This window comes from Streptomyces sp. NPDC001270, assembly GCF_042896695.1.
Lineage (GTDB): Bacteria > Actinomycetota > Actinomycetes > Streptomycetales > Streptomycetaceae > Streptomyces.
In genome coordinates, this window is sequence record NZ_JBIAXM010000013.1 from 102,579 (window position 1) to 121,724 (window position 19,146).

At 70.8% G+C, this 19,146-nt stretch carries 19 protein-coding genes; 10 read left to right on the forward strand and 9 right to left on the reverse strand.

Annotation, left to right across the window (positions count from 1 at the left end):
• Window positions 1-197 precede the first annotated feature (197 nt).
• Both ACFY2B_RS22675 and ACFY2B_RS22680 read left to right on the forward strand, forming a co-directional pair.
• On the forward strand, window positions 198-2,075 hold the full coding sequence (locus tag ACFY2B_RS22675; RefSeq protein WP_390764887.1) for a PQQ-binding-like beta-propeller repeat protein: 1,878 nt from the start codon (window positions 198-200) through the stop codon (window positions 2,073-2,075).
• A gap of 206 nt (window positions 2,076-2,281) precedes the next feature.
• Window positions 2,282-3,010 (forward strand): LuxR C-terminal-related transcriptional regulator, encoded by a 729-nt coding sequence (locus tag ACFY2B_RS22680; RefSeq protein WP_390764888.1) that lies wholly within the window; start codon window positions 2,282-2,284, stop codon window positions 3,008-3,010.
• Between the two features lie 205 nt (window positions 3,011-3,215).
• Here ACFY2B_RS22680 and ACFY2B_RS22685 read toward each other — a convergent pair whose 3' ends face one another.
• Together ACFY2B_RS22685 and ACFY2B_RS22690 are read right to left on the reverse strand one after the other, a co-directional pair.
• Window positions 3,216-3,548 carry a hypothetical protein gene (locus ACFY2B_RS22685; protein ID WP_390764889.1) on the reverse strand — a complete coding sequence of 111 codons (333 nt, stop codon included), beginning with the start codon at window positions 3,546-3,548 and terminating at the stop codon, window positions 3,216-3,218.
• A 27-nt stretch (window positions 3,549-3,575) separates the two neighbouring features.
• The gene (locus ACFY2B_RS22690) at window positions 3,576-5,267 is read right to left on the reverse strand and encodes a sodium:solute symporter family protein (protein WP_390764890.1); all 1,692 of its coding nucleotides are present in this window, start codon (window positions 5,265-5,267) and stop codon (window positions 3,576-3,578) included.
• Window positions 5,268-5,444: 177 nt separating this feature from the next.
• Between ACFY2B_RS22690 and ACFY2B_RS22695 the strand changes: the two genes are divergently transcribed.
• The 3 genes from ACFY2B_RS22695 to galK are packed head-to-tail and all read left to right on the forward strand — an operon-like array spanning window position 5,445 to window position 8,698.
• Window positions 5,445-6,560: a galactose-1-phosphate uridylyltransferase gene (locus tag ACFY2B_RS22695; protein WP_390764891.1), complete on the forward strand. Its 1,116-nt coding sequence runs from the start codon at window positions 5,445-5,447 to the stop codon at window positions 6,558-6,560.
• A complete protein-coding gene (galE, locus tag ACFY2B_RS22700; RefSeq protein WP_390764892.1) occupies window positions 6,557-7,522 on the forward strand; it encodes a UDP-glucose 4-epimerase GalE in 966 nt (321 codons plus the stop codon). Before ACFY2B_RS22695 ends, galE begins: the two co-directional genes overlap by 4 nt.
• Window positions 7,523-7,534: 12 nt before the next feature.
• Window positions 7,535-8,698, forward strand: coding sequence for a galactokinase (galK, locus tag ACFY2B_RS22705; protein ID WP_390765048.1), 1,164 nt, complete (start codon window positions 7,535-7,537; stop codon window positions 8,696-8,698).
• Between the two features lie 423 nt (window positions 8,699-9,121).
• Here the strand turns inward: galK and ACFY2B_RS22710 are convergent, their stop codons facing one another.
• On the reverse strand, window positions 9,122-9,343 hold the full coding sequence (locus tag ACFY2B_RS22710) for a hypothetical protein (RefSeq protein ID WP_390764893.1): 222 nt from the start codon (window positions 9,341-9,343) through the stop codon (window positions 9,122-9,124).
• Here ACFY2B_RS22710 and ACFY2B_RS22715 point away from each other — a divergent pair.
• Window positions 9,342-9,557: a zinc-binding dehydrogenase gene (locus ACFY2B_RS22715; protein ID WP_390764894.1), complete on the forward strand. Its 216-nt coding sequence runs from the start codon at window positions 9,342-9,344 to the stop codon at window positions 9,555-9,557. The genes ACFY2B_RS22710 and ACFY2B_RS22715 overlap by 2 nt on opposite strands.
• A gap of 57 nt (window positions 9,558-9,614) precedes the next feature.
• Here the strand turns inward: ACFY2B_RS22715 and ACFY2B_RS22720 are convergent, their stop codons facing one another.
• Complete coding sequence (locus tag ACFY2B_RS22720; protein ID WP_390764895.1) at window positions 9,615-10,076, reverse strand: GNAT family N-acetyltransferase; 462 nt, start codon at window positions 10,074-10,076, stop codon at window positions 9,615-9,617.
• Window positions 10,077-10,338: 262 nt separating this feature from the next.
• Here ACFY2B_RS22720 and ACFY2B_RS22725 point away from each other — a divergent pair, with 262 nt between their 5' ends.
• Window positions 10,339-11,106 carry a LuxR C-terminal-related transcriptional regulator gene (locus tag ACFY2B_RS22725; protein WP_390764896.1) on the forward strand — a complete coding sequence of 256 codons (768 nt, stop codon included), beginning with the start codon at window positions 10,339-10,341 and terminating at the stop codon, window positions 11,104-11,106.
• Here the strand turns inward: ACFY2B_RS22725 and tamR are convergent.
• Window positions 11,065-11,562, reverse strand: coding sequence for a MarR family transcriptional regulator TamR (gene tamR, locus ACFY2B_RS22730; protein ID WP_390764897.1), 498 nt, complete (start codon window positions 11,560-11,562; stop codon window positions 11,065-11,067). The two genes, ACFY2B_RS22725 and tamR, sit on opposite strands and share 42 nt — an antisense overlap.
• Before the next feature lie 133 nt (window positions 11,563-11,695).
• Here tamR and ACFY2B_RS22735 point away from each other — a divergent pair, with 133 nt between their 5' ends.
• Both ACFY2B_RS22735 and ACFY2B_RS22740 read left to right on the forward strand, forming a co-directional pair.
• Window positions 11,696-12,502, forward strand: coding sequence for a trans-aconitate 2-methyltransferase (locus tag ACFY2B_RS22735; RefSeq protein ID WP_390764898.1), 807 nt, complete (start codon window positions 11,696-11,698; stop codon window positions 12,500-12,502).
• Between the two features lie 2 nt (window positions 12,503-12,504).
• The gene (locus tag ACFY2B_RS22740; protein ID WP_390764899.1) at window positions 12,505-12,891 is read left to right on the forward strand and encodes a VOC family protein; all 387 of its coding nucleotides are present in this window, start codon (window positions 12,505-12,507) and stop codon (window positions 12,889-12,891) included.
• Here the strand turns inward: ACFY2B_RS22740 and ACFY2B_RS22745 are convergent.
• The 3 genes from ACFY2B_RS22745 to ACFY2B_RS22755 form a co-directional block, all read right to left on the reverse strand.
• The gene (locus tag ACFY2B_RS22745; protein ID WP_390764900.1) at window positions 12,863-13,477 is read right to left on the reverse strand and encodes a Uma2 family endonuclease; all 615 of its coding nucleotides are present in this window, start codon (window positions 13,475-13,477) and stop codon (window positions 12,863-12,865) included. The genes ACFY2B_RS22740 and ACFY2B_RS22745 overlap by 29 nt on opposite strands.
• Window positions 13,478-13,586: 109 nt before the next feature.
• Window positions 13,587-14,261, reverse strand: a complete 675-nt coding sequence (locus tag ACFY2B_RS22750; RefSeq protein ID WP_390764901.1) for a TetR family transcriptional regulator — start codon at window positions 14,259-14,261, stop codon at window positions 13,587-13,589.
• Window positions 14,258-15,265, reverse strand: a complete 1,008-nt coding sequence (locus ACFY2B_RS22755; protein WP_390764902.1) for an acyl-CoA desaturase — start codon at window positions 15,263-15,265, stop codon at window positions 14,258-14,260. Before ACFY2B_RS22755 ends, ACFY2B_RS22750 begins: the two co-directional genes overlap by 4 nt.
• A gap of 356 nt (window positions 15,266-15,621) precedes the next feature.
• Between ACFY2B_RS22755 and ppc the strand changes: the two genes are divergently transcribed.
• A complete protein-coding gene (gene ppc, locus ACFY2B_RS22760) occupies window positions 15,622-18,354 on the forward strand; it encodes a phosphoenolpyruvate carboxylase (protein WP_390764903.1) in 2,733 nt (910 codons plus the stop codon).
• A gap of 234 nt (window positions 18,355-18,588) precedes the next feature.
• On the opposite strand, the gene ACFY2B_RS22765 is transcribed toward ppc, so the two are convergent.
• The gene (locus ACFY2B_RS22765; RefSeq protein WP_390764904.1) at window positions 18,589-19,092 is read right to left on the reverse strand and encodes a hypothetical protein; all 504 of its coding nucleotides are present in this window, start codon (window positions 19,090-19,092) and stop codon (window positions 18,589-18,591) included.
• Between the last annotated feature and the right edge of the window lie 54 nt (window positions 19,093-19,146).

The window sequence follows — 19,146 nt, forward strand, 5'->3', positions numbered from 1 at the left end:
GTGCAGGGGGCGTGCAGGCTCGTAACGGCGGCATCACGGGCCGGTCCACCCTTGGGAACAGCGCCGACTCGGGTTCCTTCGGCGGCCGGATCCGGGTGGTAGAAAGGGCCGACTCAGAACCATCCGAGAGCGGCCTTGGGCCCATCGTGAGCCTCAGGGCGTGGCTAAAAGTCAGTGAACGAGGGGGAGCAGCGCTGATGACTCAGCCGCCCGACCAGCCGCCGCACGGCGGCTTCGGACCACCGCAGGGCCGACCACCGCAGGACGGCGGACCCGGGGCCCCGCAGACCCCGCCCGCCCAGCCGCCGTCCCCGCCGCACCACCAACCGGAACCCGGCTCCCCACCGCAACCCGGCCCTTATGCCCAACCGGGCCCCTACGCCCAACCGGGCCCTTACGCCCAGCCCGGCCCTCACAGCCACACCGGTCCTGATGTCCAGCCCGGCCCTTATGCCCAGCCGGGCCCTTACGCCCAGCCCGGCGGCCCGTACGGACACCCCCAGCAGTCGGGGCCGTACGCCCAGCAGCCGGGGCCGTACGCCCAGCAACCCGGTTACGGCCCCCCGGGCCAGTCGGTCGTGCCCCCGCCCCCGCAGCCGCAGTACGGATCGCCCGGCGGCCCGCGCAAGTCCAGGGCGCCGCTGGTCATCATCGTGTCGGCGGTCGTCGCCATCGCGCTGATCGTGGGCGGCGGTCTGCTGTACGCGAAGTCGTCCGGTGACGACGCCGGAAAGAAGGAGGACACGGCCGGTTCCAGCGGCGGCAGCGGCGGCAAGGGCGCCGAGGACGGCGGCACCGGGGGCACCAGCGGCAAGGAGAAGGCGCCGGCGGACACCGCCTCCAAGGTCCTCTTCCAGGTCCCGCTGCCCACCGCCGACGACACGGTCGTCACCTCCGGCTCCTGGCTCACCGACAAGGTGTACGCCAAGAGCGGCATCGCCGAGATCGTCGGCTACGACCCCGCGAAGGGCACCGAGCTGTGGACGGTCAAGCTGCCCGGCCCGGTGTGCTCGGTCACCGAGCACATCACCTCGGACGACAGGACCGCGGTCGTCTTCCAGCCGGGGATGCCGGCGAAGAACTCCTCCAAGGGGTGCAGCCAGGTCGCCGTGATCGACCTCGACGCGGGAACCAAGCTCTGGACGAAGACGGTCAAGTCCGGTGACAAGCTGATCAACTTCGATAACGTCACCCTCGCCCGGAACACGGTCGCCGTGGGCAGCACCGGCGGCGGCGCCGCCTTCGACATGTCCTCCGGAAAGCTGCTCTGGCAGCCGCAGCCGGCCGACACCTGCTACGACGCCGGATACGGCGGTGGCGACAGCCTGGTCTCGGTCCGCAAGTGCGGCAGTTACGGCAACCGCCGGCTGCACATCCAGACCCTCGAACCGACGTCCGGGAAGGTGCTCTCCGAGTACCGGATGACCGCGGGCATCGAGTACGCGTCGATCGTCTCGACCGACCCGCTGGTGGTGGCCGCCGACGTCGGCGACAGCGCGGGCGACGGCAGCGGCGTCTCCGACTACTTCTCCATCGACGGCCGGACTGGCAGGCTGCGCGCCAGGATCTCCGCGCCGGGCGACTCCTACGCGGGCCGCTGCGACGGCGCCGCCCGGATCGAGTACTGCCGGCAGATCGTCGTCGGCGGCGACCGGCTGTACGTGCCGACCGAGCAGCACGACGGCGGCGGTCCGCGCAACCGGACCAACGAGATCGTCGCCTTCGACCTGGCCACCGGCGAACAGACCGGCCAGCGCGCGGACGCCGGCGACGGCTGCACGATCAGCCCGCTGCGCATGGACGGCGGCAACCTGCTCGCGTACAAGCGCCCGCCGTACGACAAGGGCGGTCGGATCGTCAGCATCGACGGCAACTCCTTCAAGGAGACCGAGCTGCTGGAGAACCCGGCCACCCGGGCGGTGCGCGACGCGGAGACCCGGCTGTCACCGGAGTACGCGGAGATCCGCTACGCGCGGGGCCGCCTGTACCTGTCGGCGGTGTTCGCCCACAAGGCGTCCGCCACGTACGGCAAGGAGTATCTGGTGGTCGCGTTCGGCGCGGGAACCGGCGGCTGAACGGTCCCGCTCGTCACCGTCGAATGCCAGAAAAGCAAGAGATTCCTCCGATCCGGGGCACTTCTCATCTGTAGGGGCAGCGGAACGTCGAACAAGCGTGTAGCTTCCGGGGGCATGAAGGACGAGGTGCCGGGGGGCCCTCTGTCCATGTGGACCGGTGGGCATCCATAGTGGGGGCTCCGTAGGGGGGACTGGGGGGTTGCTCCATGGGAGTGCGGCTCATCGTCGTCGACGACCATCGACTGCTCGCGGAGGCACTGGCCTCGGCACTGAAGCTGCGCGGGCACCGGGTGCTCGCCGCGGCGGCGCCGTCCGTGGGCGCGGCGGATCTGGTGATCAGCCGCGCGCCCGAGGTGTGCCTGCTGGGTACGGCGGCACCGGCCGAGCCGGGGACCTTCGACCCGGTGGTGAAGATCAAGCGGGAGCGTCCGCAGGTCGCGGTGGTGGTCCTGGGTCCGGTGCCGTCCCCGCGCGGGATCGCCGCGGCGTTCGCGTCCGGTGCGTCCGGGTACGTGCGGCACGACGAGCGGATCGAGGGGGTCGAGCGGGCCATCATGAAGGCCCGGACCGGCGAGGCGGCCGTCGCACCGCAACTGCTCCAGGGCGCCTTCGGCGAGCTGCTGAACCCCGCCGCCCAGCCCGACGACGAGGGCCAGCGGCTGTTGCAGATGCTCACCCCGCGCGAGGTGGAGGTCCTGGTCCGGGTCGCGGACGGCGAGGACACCCGGTTGATCGCCGCCGGGATGGGCATCGCCCCGTCGACCGCCCGGACGCACGTCCAGCGGGTGCTCATGAAACTGGGCGTGGGCTCCCGCCTGGAGGCGGCGGCCCTGGCCGCCCGCACCGGCCTGCTGGACCGGGCCGGTCCACTGCCCGACGGCACGTCGCACGCACCGCACGCGGGGCAGGGGCCGGAGCCGCAGCCGGAGTTATAGCGGCTCCGTACCCTTCCTCTCTGATTCCCCCTGATTCCCTCTGCTTCCTCCGTGATCCGCCCTGATCCCCTCTGATCACGCGCCCGACGGGGTGCGTCGCCTCCGGAGGCATCCCCGGCGTCCCCGGCATCCCCCGGAGGCACCACCACCCAGGGCGTCACCTCCGGAGGCATCGCCACCGGACGTACCACCGCCGGAGGCGCCGTCACTCAGGCCCGGTGGTGTCCTGCTCCGTCTCCGCGGGGACCGGCGGCGGGGTCGGGCGGAGCTTCAGCCAGGCCAGGAAGAACAGGCCGAGGATCAGCATCCCGATGCCGGTCCACAGGTTGATGTTGACGCCCTGCGCCTTGTCGATGGCGGACTGCGAGTCGGTGATGCCGACGATCGTGACGATGACGCCGTAGAGGACGAACAGGCCGCCGATGATGCGGCGCAGGTCGAAGATGCGGGCGGCGGTTGCCGACTTCTGTTCCAGCTCGGTGACTTCCCGCTGGAGGTCCTGCTCGGAGAATCCGGACTGCCCGGAGTGCTCGGTCATGGTTGCTCAGACTCCCTTCGGTGGCCGTCAGAACGAGAACGGGATGTAGCAGGCGGCGGCCAGGATCACGGCGCCCCAGCCCAGGAGGGCCGGCCTGCGGTACCAGGCGTTGTCGCCGGCGGCGGGGGCCTCGGTCATCCCGGGGGACCTGGTGCCGTAGACCAGTCCCTGCAACTGGTCGGCCGGCTTCGGCTTGGTGAACAGCGACACCGCGACCATGACGACGGCACCGGCGACGAAGCCCGCGATGGCGGAGACGAAGTTGGCGCCCTGGTCGGAGGGGATGCTGATGATGTCCTTCTTGTACATCACGAAGTAGTTGACCATCGCGGTCACGGTGCCGGCGAGCAGGCCCCAGAAGCCGGACTTCGCGGAGGCGCGCTTCCAGAACATGCCCACGATGAAGACCACGAACATCGGCACGTTGAAGAAGGAGAACAGCGTCTGGAGATAGCTCATGATGTTCGAGAACGAGGACGCCAGGAACGCCGTGCCGATCGAGGCGAGCACGCCGATCGCGGTGATCAGCCGGCCGAAGCGGACGTAGTACGCGTCCTCGCGGCCCTTGATCACGTACTTGGCCCAGATGTCGTTCGTGAAGACCGTGTTGAACGACGAGACGTTGGCCGCCATACCGGCCATGAACGCGGCCAGCAAGCCGGTCACCGCGATGCCGAGCACGCCGTTGGGCAGCAGTTCCTGCATCAGGTAGGGGATGGCGTCGTTGTACTGGAGCCCGGAGGACGAGGTGCCGATGTTCGGTACCAGCGCGGCGGCCACCAGGCCCGGGATCATCACCAGGAAGACGATGAAGATCTTCGGGTACGCGGCGATCAGCGGGGTGCGCTGGGCGGCCGAGAGGTTCTTCGCGGACAGGGCGCGCTGCACCTCGGCGAAGTTGGTCGTCCAGTAGCCGAAGGACAGGACGAAGCCGAGGCCGAGGACGATGGTCAGCCAGTTGGCGCCGAGCGGGTTGACGTGCCCGATGCCGGTGCCGCCCCACGCGGTGGTGAAGTTGTCCCCGTGGGCCGCGGTGAGCTTGTCGGTCAGGCCGCCCCAGCCGCCGACCTTCTTCAGGCCGAGGATGGTGATCGGGATGAGGGCGGCCAGGATCACGAAGAACTGAAGGACCTCGTTGTAGATCGCGGAGGACAGCCCGCCGAGGGTGATGTAGGCCAGCACGAAGAGGCCGGCGACCGCGATCGCCACCCACTGCGGCCAGCCGAGGAGGGCCTCGACGACGATCGCCAGGGCGTAGAGGTTCACACCGGCGATCAGAATGGCGGCGAACGCGAACAGGATCGAACTCAGCAGGTGGGCGGACCGGTCGAAGCGCAGCAGCAGGAACTCGGGGACCGAGCGGACCTTGCTGCCGTAGTAGAACGGCATCATCACCAGGCCGAGGAAGACCATGGCCGGGATGGCGCCGATCCAGTACCAGTGGACGGTGTAGGCGCCGTACTGGGCACTGTTGGCGGCCATGCCGAGGATCTCGGTGGCGGCGAGGTTGGCGGAGATGAAGGCGAGGCCGGTGATCCAGGCGGGCAGCGAGCGCCCGGAGAGGAAGAAGTCCAGGCTGGTCCTGACCGACCGGCGCGCGGCGAAACCGATGCCCAGCACGACGACGAAGTAGATCGCCAGGATCGTGTAGTCGAGCCAGTTGGTGGGAAGCCGCAACTCTGCTGCCAGATATGTGGGGGTTTGTGTGGGGGTATGCATGAGTACTCGCTTCGTTGCGCGAACTGATACGTAGCGGAACCTATGCCTCGGCGTTCAGGTGTTGAAGGGTTCGGATGGTGTTCTTTGTTGGATTGTGATCGTCGTGGTGGCGACGGGTTCTGGTTTGTTATGTTTGATTGTGTTGATTGATTGGGTGCGGACATAGAGGAGTCCGGCGTGAAGAAGACCTCGACCCGGCTGGCCGACGGTCGTGAGCTGATCTACTACGACCTGCTCGACGACACGGTGCGCGACGCGGTGGACCAGCGGCCGCTCGACGCGACCGCGACGACCTCCGAGATCCGCCGCGACCCCCTGCTCGGCGACGCCGTCGCCATCGCCTCGCACCGGCAGGGCCGCACCTACCACCCGCCGGCCGACCAGTGCCCGCTGTGCCCCACGCGCGAGGGCCGGCTCAGCGAGATCCCGGACTCCTCGTACGACGTCGTCGTCTTCGAGAACCGCTTCCCGTCGCTGGCCGGCGACTCGGGCCGGTGTGAGGTGGTCTGCTTCACCTCGGACCACGACGCCTCCTTCGCGGACCTGGGCGAGGAGCAGGCCCGGCTGGTCCTGGACGCGTGGACCGACCGGACCTCGGAACTCTCCCATCTCCCCTCCGTGGAACAGGTGTTCTGCTTCGAGAACCGCGGCGAGGAGATCGGCGTCACGCTCGGCCACCCGCACGGCCAGATCTACGCCTACCCCTTCACCACCCCGCGCACCGCGCTGATGCTGCGTTCACTGGCAACTCATAAGGAAGCGACCGGCGGCGAGAACCTCTTCGACGCCGTCCTGGCGCGCGAACTCGCCGGCGAACGGGTCGTCCTGGAGGGGGACCACTGGGTGGCCTTCGTGCCGTACGCTGCGCACTGGCCGTACGAGATCCACCTGTACCCGAAGCGCCGGGTGCCCGATCTGCTGGGACTCGACGAGGCCGCGCGCTCAGAATTCCCCAAGGTTTATCTGGAACTCTTGAGGCGCTTCGACCGGATCTTCGACGAGCGGACGGGAGGGGAGCGGACCGTGGCCGAGAACTCCGCGGGCGGCAACCCCACGGGCGAGCCCGGCACGCCCTACATCGCGGCCTGGCACCAGGCCCCGTTCGGCGCGCTGGACGAGTTCGACGGTGTGACGCGCGACGACTTCGCGCTTCACCTGGAGCTTTTCACCATTCGCCGGACTTCGGGCAAGCTGAAGTTCCTCGCGGGTTCCGAGTCGGGCATGAGCGTGTTCATCAACGACGTGCCGCCGGAGCGCGCGGCCGAGCGACTGCGAGAGGTAGCGAGTCAATGAGCAAGTATCTGGTCACCGGCGGTGCGGGCTATGTCGGCAGCGTGGTGGCCCAGCACCTGCTGGAGGCCGGTCACGAGGTCACCGTCCTCGACAACCTCTCCACCGGTTTCCGCGCGGGCGTCCCCGCCGACGCGGCCTTCGTCGAGGGCGACATCCGCGACGCCGCCAAGTGGCTCGACTCCTCCTACGACGCCGTGCTGCACTTCGCCGCCTCCTCCCAGGTCGGCGAGTCGGTCACGAAGCCCGAGAAGTACTGGAACAACAACGTCGGCGGCACCATGGCGCTGCTCGGCGCGATGCGCGACGCGGGCGTGCGCCGGCTGGTCTTCTCCTCCACGGCGGCGACCTACGGCGAGCCCGAGCAGGTCCCGATCGTGGAGAGCGCCCCCACCCGGCCCACCAACCCCTACGGCGCCACCAAGCTCGCCGTCGACCACATGATCACGAGCGAGGCGACGGCGCACGGCCTCGCTGCGGTCTCCCTGCGCTACTTCAACGTGGCCGGCGCGTACGGCGCGTACGGCGAGCGCCACGACCCCGAGTCGCACCTGATCCCGCTCGTGCTCCAGGTCGCCCAGGGCCGGCGCGAGGCCATCTCCGTCTACGGCGACGACTACCCGACGCCCGACGGCACCTGCGTCCGCGACTACATCCACGTCGCCGACCTGGCCGAGGCCCATCTGCTGGCGCTGCGGTCCGCCACCGCCGGCGAGCACCTGATCTGCAACCTCGGCAACGGCAACGGCTTCTCGGTCCGCGAGGTCGTCGAGACCGTCCGCCGGGTCACCGGCCACCCCATTCCGGAGGTCGTCGCCCCCCGCCGCGGCGGCGACCCGGCGGTCCTGGTGGCCTCGGCCGCCACGGCCCGCGAGAAGCTCGGCTGGCGGCCGTCCCGCGCGGACCTCGCGGGCATCGTCGCGGACGCGTGGGAGTTCGCCCAGCACATCTCCAGGGGGCAGTAGATGGAGTCAGCAGTGGGGGCACAGCAGGTCCGGGAGGACTTCGCCCGACTGTACGGAGCAGAACCCGAGGGAGTCTGGTCGGCGCCGGGCCGGGTCAACCTGATCGGCGAGCACACCGACTACAACGACGGCTTCGTCATGCCGTTCGCGCTGCCGCACGTGACGACGGCCGCCGTGACCCGCCGCACGGACGGCGTGCTGCGGCTGCACTCGGCGGACATCGAAGGCGGCGCGGGCCCGGCCGTGGAACTCCGGCTCGACGCGCTGGCCCCGGAGACCGACCGGACCTGGACCGCGTACCCCGCGGGCGTGGTCTGGGCGCTGCGCGAGGCGGGCCACCCGGTGACCGGCGCCGACATCCACCTGTCCTCGACGGTCCCCACGGGCGCGGGCCTGTCGTCGTCGGCGGCACTGGAGGTCGTGGTCGCGCTGGCCCTCAACGACCTCTACGAACTCGGCCTGCAACGCTGGCAGTTGGCCCGCCTGTGCCAGCGCGCCGAGAACGTCTACGTCGGCGCGCCCACCGGCATCATGGACCAGACCGCGTCCGCGTGCTGCGAGCAGGGCCACGCCCTGTTCCTCGACACCCGCGACCTCTCCCAGCAGCAGATCCCCTTCGACCTGGCCGCCGAGGGCATGCGCCTGCTGGTCGTCGACACCCGGGTCAAGCACGCCCACAGCGACGGCGAGTACGGCAAGCGGCGGGCCGGCTGCGAGAAGGGCGCGGCCCTGCTCGGCGTGGACGCCCTGCGGGACGTGCCCTACGACGGTCTCGACGCCGCGCTCGCCCGGCTCGGCGACGACGAGGAGGTGCGCCGCCTGGTGCGCCACATCGTCACCGAGGACCAGCGGGTGGAGCGGGTCGTGTCCCTGCTGGAGTCCGGCGACACCCGCGCCATCGGCCCGGTCCTGACCGAGGGCCACGCGTCCCTGCGGGACGACTTCCGCATCTCCTGCCCCGAACTCGACCTGGTGGTCGACACGGCGCTGGAGGCGGGCGCGCTGGGCGCGCGGATGACCGGCGGCGGCTTCGGCGGCTCGGCGATCGTCCTCGCCGAGGAGTCCGACGTCGAAGCGATCACCAAGGCGGTTCAGGCGGCGTTCGAGACGGCGGGCTTCACCGCGCCGCGCACCTTCGAGGCGGTGCCCTCGGCCGGAGCGCGCAGGCTGAGCTGACCGCGGGCGGGGGGGGCCCGGCGCCCGCGGCCCCGGCCGCCCCCCCCCCCCGGCCGGGGGGGGGGGGGGGCCCCCCCCCCCCCCCCCCCCCCCCCCCCCCCCGCCTGTGCGTCGTACGAGGCCGACGTGCGCCGGGACCGCCTGCCGCCCTGAGGGACCAGGGGCGTCGGCAGCGAACCTGACACGGCCCTTCCTGCCGGCCGCGTTCTGCCGTACCGCACTGCGCCCGATTCCGCCGGCACCGGCCCGCCCCGTGCGCGCGGCCGTGCCGGTCCCGGACGCCCGTCCCGTGACGACGGCGACCGCCCGGCCGTCGCGGAACCGGCTCGGTGCCGTCGCCGGCCCGACCCGCGCGGCAGCACACCGCCGCCCCGCCTTCCCGCACCGGGACGGCCGCCCCCGGCAACCACCTGATCCGCGGCGTCAGCGGGCCGCCCGCAGAGCCGTGCGGTGCGCCCGGTTGGTGACCATGAGTTCGTCGAGCGTGTTCCGGGCGCGGGTGAGATCGGCGATGTGCTCGGTCAGCCGGTCCCGTTCCTGTTTCATCCGCTCCAGCGCGGTGTCGCAGTTCGCCTCGGTGGGCGCGTTCGCCGAGTACACAGCGCTCGTCCGCGACGGAGGCGAGACCAACTCCGTCACCGTCATGGCTTCGCCGGACCTGCTCGCGTCCGAGCGGATCCGCGTGACCGACTACCAGCTGCGGGACAAGCCGGGCCTGCTGGCCCGGATCACCGCCGAGGCCGCCGAGGGCCGGATCACGGTCCCCGTGCGGCGGACGGTCACGCTCGAACAGCTTCCCGAGGCACTTCCGCAGATCATGGCCGGCGGCGCGCGCGGCAAGACGACGGTCCGCGTCTGAGGACCGCGCCGGGCTCCGCCCCCGCGCGGGAGACGGGGCCGGAACACCAGGAGAGCACTAGGCGGGGACCAACGCCTTCGTCAGCGTGTACTCCGTGACCCCCGGCGGATAGTCCGGGATCACGCACACCACCTCGAACCCCTGCTTCCGGTAGAACTCCGGCGCCTGGAAGTCCCAGGTCTCCACCCGCGCCGCCCGGCAGCCGCGGCCCTCCCCGGCCAGCCGCTCCGCCTCCGTGAGCAGACGGGCGCCGAGGCCCGCGCGACGGTGCCGGGCGTCGACCCAGAGGTACGTCAGATGCAGCCAGGCCGCCCAGGTGTGGCCGACCAGCCCGCCGGCCAGCTCCCCCGAGGCGTCCAACGCCCAGACGTGCAAGGGGACTTCGCGTGCGCCGGGCGTGCCGCTCAGGGCGGCCAGGACGGGGGACGCCGCCGTATTGGTGTTCCGCAGCCGGGACCGGAGCAGATCACGTCGGGCCTTGTCGACTTCTGCCTCAATACGAAACATGCGGCACACCATAAACGCGTCGGACGGCGAGTTCTGCGAATCCGCTTCCCCTTCCGGCCCCCATCCGTACCCTGAGGAGCAGCACCGGTGGGGGCCGGTGCCGATCAGGGGGCGAGACAGGCGGGTACGACGCCCCGGGTGGGGGTAGCAGTGACAGCACGGCGGCGGCCGTGTGGTCGATTCCGCCAGCCACAGCGTCGTACCCGCGAGGTCGTCGTCCGTCTGACCTTTGGGGGCATCCCCTGCTCGTCGAGAGCATGGGGAAGGGGGTTTCATGGTGCGTATCCGAGTCCTGGTCGTCGACGACCACCGCATCTTCGCCGAGTCGCTCGCCGCGGCTCTGGCCGCCGAACCGGACGTGGAGGTCTCCGCGGCCGGCAGCGGCCCGGCGGCGCTGCGCAGCCTGGAGCGGGCGGCCGGTGAGGGCCGCCGCTTCGACGTGCTGCTCGTCGACGCCGATCTGGGCGGCCACCTGCCCGGCGCGCGAGCAGCGGTGCCGGTGCAGGCGAGCAACGAAGAGGGCCTGGTGGACGGGATCTCGCTGGTCGCGGGGGCCCGCTCGGCGTACCCGGGGGTGCGGACCGTCGTCCTCGCCGAACGGGACGAGGCCCGCCGCGCCGCACTCGCCCTGCAAGCCGGCGCGTCCGGCTGGGTCGCCAAGGACTGCTCACTGTCCCGGCTGCTCAACGTCATCCGGGGCGTGCTGCGCGACGAGACGCATCTGCCGCCCGCGCTGCTCACCGGCGTGCTGCGCGAGCTGACCGCCGCGCGCAAGCACCGCACCGAGAGCGAGCGGCTGGTCGAGTCGCTCACCCCGCGGGAGCGGGAGGTGCTGCGCTGCATGGTTGCCGGGCTCGGCCGCAAGGCGGTCGCCGAGCGGCTGTTCCTGTCCCCGCACACCGTGCGCACCCACATGCAGAACGTCCTCGGCAAGCTGGGCGTCCACTCCACCCTCGCCGCCGTGGCCCTGGCCCGCCGGGCCGGGGTGGGCCCCGCCGACCTAACCAGGGATGTTGTCGAACGGGGCGGTCAGCTGGCGTAGCAGCGCGGCCAGTTCGGTGCGCTCGGCGCGGGACAGCTCCGCGAGGATCGCCCGCTCCTGCTCCAGCAGGCCCGCCAGCGCCTCGTCCGCGCGGTCCTGGCCCTCCGGGGTGAGGCGGACCAGCACACCGCGCCGGTCGCTGGGGTCGGGCAGCCGCTCGACCAGGCCCTTCTTCGCCAGCCGGTCGATGCGGTTCGTCATCGTGCCCGAGGTGACCAGGGTCTGGGTCAGCAACTGTCCGGGGGAGAGCTGGTAGGGCGTGCCGGCCCGCCTGAGCGCGGTCAGGACGTCGAACTCCCAGGGCTCCAGCTGATGCTCGGCGAAGGCCAGCCGACGCGCCCGGTCCAGGTGCCGGGCCAGCCGGCTCACCCGGCTCAGCACCTCAAGGGGTTCCACGTCGAGGTCCGGGCGCTCCCGGCGCCACGCCGCGACCAGCCGATCGACCTCGTCCTCCATGGCGATCAGTGTAATGGTTGTGTCGACATTAAGTCTCTTGAGATCAAGTATCTTCATTTCAAGTCTCTTGACGTCGAGGTACATCGGGGAGGAGAGTGGCGATCACAACGATGTACGAACCGAGGAGCCCGCCATGCCCGCCACCTGGGATCCCGCCCAGTACCTCAGGTACGCCGGACCCCGCGCCCGCGCCTTCACCGACCTGCTCGCCCGCGTCCCCGACCCGCCCGCCGGGGCGCCCCGCATCGCCGACCTCGGCTGCGGCCCCGGCAACGTCACCCGCCTGCTCGCCGACCGCTGGCCCACCGCGCACATCACCGGCTACGACAGCTCCCCGCAGATGCTCGCCGACGCCGGGGCCCACGCCGGCCCCACACCCGGCGGCGGCCACCTCGACTTCGCCCCCGCCGACCTCGCCGACTGGACGCCCGCCGAGACGTACGACGTGATCGTCTCCAACGCCACCCTGCAGTGGGTCCCCGGCCACCTGGACGCCTTCCCCGACTGGCTGGCCGCCCTCGCTCCCGGCGGCACCTTCGCCTTCCAGGTGCCGGACAACATCGACGCGCCCCTGCACGCCCTGATGCGCGAACTCGCCGCCGGCCCCCGCTGGCGGTCCCGTCTCGCCCACGTCCTGCGCCGCACCGACTCCGTCCACCCGCCCGCCGTCTACCTGGACCGCCTGGCCCGGCTCGGCTGCACGCCCGACGTATGGGTGACGACGTACCACCACGTCCTGACCGGCGAGGACCCCGTCCTCGACTGGGTCAAGGGCTCCGGCCTCAGACCCGTCCTCACCGCCCTGGCGGACGACCCCGAGGCCCGTGAGGCGTTCCTCGCCGACTACCGCGACCTGCTGCGCGAGGCGTACCCGAGCACCGAGTACGGCACGGTCCTGCCCTTCCGGCGGCTGTACGCCGTCGCGGTGCGGGAGGCGTGAGGATGATCGCCGCACTCGATCATGTCCAGCTCGCCGCGCCCGCCGGGTCCGAGGACCGGCTACGGGCGTTCTACGCGGGCGTCCTCGGCATGACGGAGGTCCCGAAACCGCCGGTTCTGGCGGCCATGGGCGGCTGCTGGTTCCGGACCGGCACCGTGCACCTGCACATCGGCGTCGAGGACGGCTTCCGCCCCGCGCGCAAGGCGCACCCCGGACTGCGGGTCACGGACATCGAGACGGTCGCCGCCCGCCTCACCGCCCACGGCGCACCCGTCACCTGGGACGGTGAACTGCCGGGTCACCGGCGCTTCTTCAGCGCGGATCCGGTGGGCAACCGGCTGGAGTTCCTGGAGGCGGCCGTCACAGACGCCTCAGCGCGTCCAGCGTGATGTCGACGTCGATGTCGAACGGCACGGCGAGTTCGAGCTTGTCGTGGTGGATGCCGGTGAGCACGTAGGCCCTGCTGACCGGATCCAGCTCGTAGGTCCGGACCACCGGGTGCTGATTTCCCTCGGCCATGTCGACCAGCCAGAAGTGCGGGATACCGGCGGTCGCGTATTTCAAGGGCTTGCTGTGGTGGTCGCGAGCCTCGGAGTCCGGGGAGACGACCTCGACGGCGAGTACCAGGTCCTCCGCCTTGAAACGGGTCTGCTCGAACCCGGTGACTGCCTCCGAACGGACGACGCTGATGTCTGGTTCAGGACCATTGCGTCGATCCAGGACCACGGTCATCTCGCGTTCGATGCTCAAGTTGTCCGGCAGTGTGGAGCGCAGGCCGCTCACCAGCAGTTCCATCACCTTGTCGTGGAAACGACGCTGCGGACTCACAAAAGCCAGGCTCCCGTCGATCAACTCGGTGTGCGGCGGGAGGTCCGGCAGGGTGAACAGGTCGTCGACCGTGAAACCCTCGGGCGGCGGCACAGGCAGGCGGATGCCGGGCTCGGAGTCGTGTGCGGCGCTCGGCTCGGCAGTCATGGTGATTCCTCCCATGAGCGGGATTCTCGGCCTGGATATCCACGGTAGCCGTCGCATCAGGCAGAGGTCATCACCATGGGTGATCAACACCCGGTCGTGGTGGACACCGCTAACTCCTCCGGTGCCCGATCAGCCGCGGCTTCGGCTCCAGGCCGTCCAGGCCGTGCCACGCCAGGTTCACCAGGTGCGCGGCCACCTCCGCCTTCTTCGGGCGGCGCACGTCCAGCCACCACTGGCCGGTCAGCGCGACCATGCCGACCAGGGCCTGCGCGTACAGCGGGGCCAGCTTGGGGTCAAAACCGCGGCTCTTGAACTCGCGGCCCAGGATGTCCTCCACCTGGGTGGCGATGTCCGAGATGAGCGAGGCGAAGGAACCCGTCGACTGCGGGATGGGGGAGTCACGGACCAGGATCCGGAAGCCGTCCGTGTACTCCTCGATGTAGTCGAGGAGCGCGAAAGCGGCCTGCTCGCACAGTTCGCGGGGGTGGCCGGCCGTCAGCGAACTGGTCACCATGTCCAGCAGGCGGCGCATCTCGCGGTCGACCACCACCGCGTACAGCCCCTCCTTGCCGCCGAAGTGCTCGTAGACCACCGGCTTGGAAACCCCGGCCTTCGCCGCGATCTCCTCCACCGACGTGCCCTCGAAACCCTTCGCCGCGAAGAGGGTGCGACCGATCTCCAGCAACTGCTGGCGGCGCTCGGCACCGGTCATGCGGGTGCGGCGCGCTCGCCGCGGCTTCTCTGGACTTGGGGTGCTGGAGTCGGTCGCCACGGCGTCAATCATGCCGTCTGCGCGGTCTCCGCCCCGCGTCCGGAACCGCCTTCCCCGGTGTTGCGGCGCGAATCGATACGTGAGCGTGACGGCCAGCGCACGTCGTACGCCCAGCCGAACCGCTCGAACCGGCGGATGAACCACGCCGAGGAGTCCAGCTGACCGCGTTCCACACCGTGCCGGGCCGACGTCGGGTCGGCGTGGTGCAGGTTGTGCCAGGACTCGCCGCACGACAGGATCGCCAGCCACCACACGTTCCCGGACCGGTCGCGGGAGCGGAACGGCCGCTTGCCCACGGCGTGGCAGATCGAGTTGATCGACCAGGTCACGTGGTGCAGCAGCGCCACCCGGACCAGCGACCCCCAGAAGAACCCGGTGAACGCACCCCACCAGGACATCGTGGCCAGGCCGCCGATCACCGCGGGCAGCGCCAGCGACACCACCGTCCACAGCACGAACTGGCGGGAGACCGCACGGATCGCCGGGTCCTTGATCAGATCCGGCGCGTACTTCTCCTGCGGCGTCTGCTCCTCATCGAACATCCATGCGATATGGGCCCACCACAGGCCCTTCATCAGCGCGGGCACGCTCTCCCCGTAACGCCACGGCGAATGCGGGTCGCCCTCCGCGTCGGAGAACTTGTGGTGCTTGCGGTGATCGGCCACCCACCGCACCAGGGGACCCTCGACCGCCATCGACCCCATGATCGCCAACGCGATCCGCAAGGGCCGCTTGGCCTTGAACGAGCCATGGGTGAAGTAGCGGTGGAAACCGATCGTGATGCCGTGGCAACCGAGGAAGTAGAAGAAGACCAGCAGACCGAGATCCAGCCAGCTGACCCCCCAGCCCCAGGCCAGCGGCACCGCCGCGACCAGCGCGAGGAACGGGACGGTGATGAACAGCAGCAGCGTGATCTGCTCGATCGAGCGCTTCTGCTCACCACCCAGCGTGGCGGACGGGACCAAGGGGTCGGTGGCCTTCCGGTCGTCTTCGATCACATCGGAACTACTGGTCATGGGACGTCCCCTGGGGAGTCGAGGGCCAAGACGGGGTGCCGGGCCGCCGGAACCGGACGGGACGGAGCGGTCGTCCCTACGGTTCCGTAACCTACGGCGTCGTAAGTATGGCAGCGCCGCGTGCCGCGGCAAGAGCCCGTGAGCCTGCGCGTCCGCATGGACACCTATCCTTGAACTCGGTCGGACAGCGCGGTCCGCTCTGATTACTTCCCGGCTGTCCCGCCCGTATGCGGCACCCGCCGCCGCGGCGGACGACCGGGTACGCCCCGGACGATCTCCCTCCCGTCTCCCACCACCGCCCTTCTGGGGAGTCGCTGACGCGACGCACCTCCTCAACACTGCAAGGAGTCGCATCTGTGAGCAGTGCCGACGATCAGACCATCACGACCAGCACTGAGCTGCGCGCCGACATCAGGCGACTGGGTGACCTCCTCGGCGAGACCCTCGTGCGGCAGGAGGGTCCCGAACTGCTCGAACTGGTCGAGAAGGTCCGCCGCCTCACCCGCGAGGACGGCGAAGCCGCCGCCGAACTGCTGCGTGGCACCGAACTGGAGACGGCCGCCAAACTGGTGCGCGCCTTCTCCACCTACTTCCACCTCGCCAACGTCACCGAGCAGGTCCACCGCGGACGCGAACTGCGCGCCCGGCGCGCCACCGAGGGCGGCCTGCTCGCCCGCACCGCCGACCGCCTCAAGGACGCCGACCCCGAGCACCTGAAGCAGACGGCCCGGCACCTGAACGTCCGCCCCGTGTTCACGGCACACCCCACCGAGGCCGCCCGCCGCAGCGTCCTCACCAAGCTCCGGCGCATCGCCACGCTCCTGGAGACCCCCGTCATCGAGTCCGACCGCCGCCGTCACGACACCCGGCTGGCCGAGAACATCGACCTGGTCTGGCAGACCGACGAACTGCGCGTCGTACGGCCCGAACCCGCCGACGAGGCCCGCAACGCGATCTACTACCTCGACGAACTGCACGCCGGCGCCGTCGGCGACGTCCTGGAGGACCTGACCGCGGAACTGGAACGCGTCGGCGTCAAGATCCCCGACGCCAGCCGCCCGCTCACCTTCGGCACCTGGATCGGCGGCGACCGCGACGGCAACCCGAACGTCACCCCCGACGTCACCTGGGACGTCCTCATCCTCCAGCACGAGCACGGCATCAACGACGCCCTGGAGATGATCGACGAACTGCGCGGCTTCCTCTCCAACTCGATCCGCTACACCGGCGCCACCGAGGAACTCCTCCAGTCCCTGCACACCGACCTCGACCTGCTGCCGGAGATCAGCCCCCGCTACAAGCGGCTCAACGCCGAGGAGCCCTACCGGCTCAAGGCCACCTGCATCCGCCAGAAACTCGTCAACACCAAGCAGCGCCTCGCCACCGGCACCCCGCACGAGCCGGGCCGGGACTACCTCGGCACCGCCGAACTGATCGGCGACCTGCGCCTCATCCAGACCTCCCTCAGGGAACACCGCGGCGGCCTGTTCGCCGACGGCCGCCTCGGCCGCAACATCCGCACCCTCGCCGCCTTCGGCCTCCAGCTCGCCACCATGGACGTACGCGAACACGCGGACGCCCACCACCACGCCCTCGGCCAGCTGTTCGACCGGCTCGGCGAGGAGTCCTGGCGCTACTCCGACATGCCCCGCGAGTACCGCGCCAAGCTCCTCGCCAAGGAACTCCGCTCCCGCCGGCCGCTCGCCCCCACCCCGGCACCCGTGGACGCCGCCGGCGCCAAGACCCTCGGCGTCTTCCGGACCGTCAAACGCGCCCTGGAGATCTTCGGCCCCGAGGTCATCGAGTCGTACATCATCTCCATGTGCCAGGGCGCCGACGACGTCTTCGCCGCCGCCGTCCTCGCCCGCGAGGCCGGCCTGCTCGACCTGCACGCCGGCTGGGCGAAGATCGGCATCGTGCCGCTCCTGGAGACCACCGACGAGCTGAAGGCCGCCGACACCATCCTGGAGGACATGCTCTCCGACCCCTCCTACCGGCGGCTCGTCGCCCTGCGCGGCGACGTCCAGGAGGTCATGCTCGGCTACTCCGACTCCTCCAAGTTCGGCGGCATCACCACCAGCCAGTGGGAGATCCACCGCGCCCAGCGCCGGCTGCGCGACGTCGCCCACCGCTACGGCGTACGGCTGCGCCTCTTCCACGGCCGCGGCGGCACCGTCGGCCGCGGCGGCGGCCCCTCCCACGACGCCATCCTCGCCCAGCCCTGGGGCACCCTCGAAGGCGAGATCAAGGTCACCGAACAGGGCGAGGTCATCTCCGACAAGTACCTCGTCCCCTCCCTCGCCCGGGAGAACCTGGAACTGACCGTCGCGGCCACCCTCCAGGCATCCGCCCTGCACACGGCCCCCCGGCAGTCCGTGGAAGCCCTGGCCCGCTGGGACGCCGCCATGGACGTCGTCTCCGACGCCGCCCACACCGCCTACCGGCGCCTCGTCGACGACCCCGACCTGCCCGCCTACTTCTTCGCCTCCACCCCCGTCGACCAGCTCGCCGACCTGCACCTCGGCTCACGGCCCTCGCGCCGCCCCGACTCCGGGGCCGGACTCGACGGACTGCGCGCCATCCCCTGGGTGTTCGGCTGGACCCAGTCCCGGCAGATCGTCCCCGGCTGGTTCGGCGTCGGCTCCGGCCTCAAGGCGCTGCGCGAGGCGGGCCTCGACACCGTCCTCGCCGAGATGCACGAACAGTGGCACTTCTTCCGCAACTTCATCTCCAACGTCGAGATGACCCTCGCCAAGACCGACCTGCGGATCGCCCGCCACTACGTCGACACCCTCGTCCCCGACGAACTGAAGCACGTCTTCGACACCATCACCGCGGAACACGAACTGACGGTCCGTGAAATCCTGCGGGTCACCGGCGAGGACGAACTGCTCGACGCCCAGCCGGTGCTCAAGCAGACCTTCGCCATCCGCGACGCCTACCTGGACCCCATCTCCTACCTCCAGGTCACCCTGCTCAAGCGGCAGCGGGACGCGGCCGCCGCGGAAGCACAGCCCGACCCGCTGCTCTCCCGGGCCCTGCTCCTGACGGTCAACGGCGTCGCCGCGGGCCTGCGCAACACCGGCTGACCCCGGCCACCCGACACGACGGTGCCCCCACGCCCGAACGGCGCGGGGGCACCGCCCTTGTCAGCGAGCCGAAGCCGCCCACGCGGCCAGGAACACCGAAGCCACCCGCAAGGCCGGGAACGCGGAGAAGCCGCCCATACGGCCAGGAACGCGGACGCCGCTCGCACGGCCAGGAAGGCGCCGCCCGTACGGCCAGGAAGGCGCCGCCCGTACGGCCAGGAACGCGGAAGCCGCCTATATGGCCAGGAACGCCGAGGTGAGCAGCACGAACCCCGCACCCGCGAGGATCCACGCGATCCGGGCCAGCCGCAGCCCGCCCGCCACCACCACCGCGGCCAGCAGCAGCGCACCGCCCAACGGCACCCAGGCACCCAGGACCCCGGCCGGACCCGACCGTACGACCTCGTCGGTACCCGGCTTCACCACCACCGCGTACGTCTCGTTCTTGCGCACCGCGACGCTCTTCGTGATCACCACATGCGGGCGTGCCCTCGCCCCCGCCGAGCCCGGCGCGAACGGCCCCGAACAGGTGTCGTCGGCGCAGCTCGTCACCTTGACCGTGCCGCGCTCCCGGCCCTTCGTCAGCATCGTGTACTGCGCGGTCCCCCACGAACCCCACACCCCCGCGACCAGAATCAGCACGGCGAGCGCACCCATCGCCGCCAACCTGCCCAACCGCACTGCGGCGACCGGGGACTGACGGGACGAGGCAGCGGTGGCGGGCATGGCCGGGATCATTGGCCATAACCACGCCGCGCGTCAAACTCCCAGCGAGAAGGCCCACACCGCCCG